This window comes from Siccirubricoccus deserti (assembly GCF_014283215.1).
GTDB lineage: Bacteria > Pseudomonadota > Alphaproteobacteria > Acetobacterales > Acetobacteraceae > Siccirubricoccus > Siccirubricoccus deserti.
The window spans coordinates 1-612 of record NZ_JACOMF010000269.1 but is presented as its reverse complement, the minus strand read 5'-3'; the positions used below and the strand labels follow the sequence as shown (position 1 = coordinate 612).

The 612-nt window shown below is 69.1% G+C and carries 1 protein-coding gene; it reads left to right on the top strand.

The features are described 5' to 3' along the window. Positions 1-280: 280 nt before the first annotated feature. Positions 281-612, top strand: a 332-nt coding sequence (locus H7965_RS30260) for a glutathione S-transferase N-terminal domain-containing protein (protein WP_186774128.1), incomplete at its 3' end; no start/stop codon positions are given.

The following is a 612-nucleotide window of genomic DNA, read 5'->3' as shown; positions in this document are numbered from 1 at the left end:
GCGGCTGCAGGTGCCGCCACTGGCAGCCGGTGCGGACGAGGTAGAACAGCACGGGTGGGATGAAGGCCGCCAGCAGGCAGTACTGGTCGTCGCTCAGCGCCTGGCCGACTCCGAAATCCCCGACCAGCGCGCCATCTCCGGGCGGCCACATGCTGGCCTCCGAAACAGACAGCCCCTTGGAACTGCGCTCTACGCGTCGGTGAATGCCGCGCGCTTCACAATAGAGGCGGAGGGCTGCAACCATCGGCCCCGTGCCGACCGCACCGGGAGAAGTCGCGCCATGCAGTTGATCGGCCGCACCGCGAGCCCCTTCGTCCGCCGGGTGGCGGCGACGCTCAACCTCTACGGCATGCCTTCCGAGAACCTGCCCTACGCCACAAATACCCATGCGGCGGAGATCGCGCGCTACAATCCCTTGGGCCGGATACCGGCGCTGGTAACCGATGCCGGCGAGGTCATCGTCGATTCGGCCGTCATCCTCGACTGGCTAGACCACCAGGTCGGACCAGGCCGGTCGCTGACGCCGCTCGCCGGTCCGGAGCGCCTGGCCGTGACGAGGCTGCTGGCCCTGGCGGTCGGGGCGGCGGAGCGGCTGGTGCAGGCCTTCTACGA